1 protein-coding gene is annotated in these 745 nt (G+C 57.4%); it reads left to right on the top strand.

The window, feature by feature from the left end:
• On the top strand, positions 1-745 hold a 745-nt coding region (locus EKH49_RS16385), incomplete at both ends, for a DDE-type integrase/transposase/recombinase (RefSeq protein ID WP_128471680.1).

Here is a 745-nt window from a genome sequence, read left to right as displayed (position 1 = left end):
CCACGAGCTACCGACCCGAAAACTGTCGAGCTCATCCTTGAACTACGCACCAAACTCACCGCAGCCGGGCTCGACGCCGGCCCACTGACCATCCAATACCACCTGGGCAATATGGCAGTCCCCGTCCCCTCAGACTCCACCATCCGCCGCATCCTGCACGCGCACGGCCTGATCACACCACAACCCAAGAAACGCCCCAAAAGCAGCCTGCACCGCTTCCAAGCAGATCAACCCAATGAAACATGGCAATCAGACTTCACTGAAGCCACCCTCGCCACCGGGCACAAAGTCGAAATCCTGCATTGGATCGATGACCACTCCCGCTACCTGCTCCACGCCTCGGTCCACGACGAAATCACCACGCAAATCGTGATCGACAGCTTCACCTGGTGCATCAACCACTACGGACCGCCGCAAAGCACCCTGACGGACAACGGGCTGGTCTACACTACCCGCCTGCTCAAAGGACTGAACAAGTTCGAAAAACTGCTCATCACCCTCGGGATCCGCCAGAAAAACGGTAGCCCCTATCACCCGCAAACCCAAGGAAAAATTGAACGCTTCCACCAAACCGAGCATTTATGGGTCAATGCCCGACCACCAGCGGAATCGATCGCAGAGCTGCAAGCGACCTTGGACGAATTCCAGCACGTTTACAACACCCAACGACCGCACCGGGCACTGAATCGAAACACGCCAGAACAGTGGTACCAGCGCACCCTCAAAGCACGCCCCAACCTCATAG

It is taken from the genome of Glutamicibacter sp. HZAU (assembly GCF_004100365.1).
GTDB classification, from domain to species: Bacteria; Actinomycetota; Actinomycetes; order Actinomycetales; family Micrococcaceae; genus Glutamicibacter; species Glutamicibacter nicotianae.
This window is presented reverse-complemented; position numbering and strand designations above follow the sequence as displayed.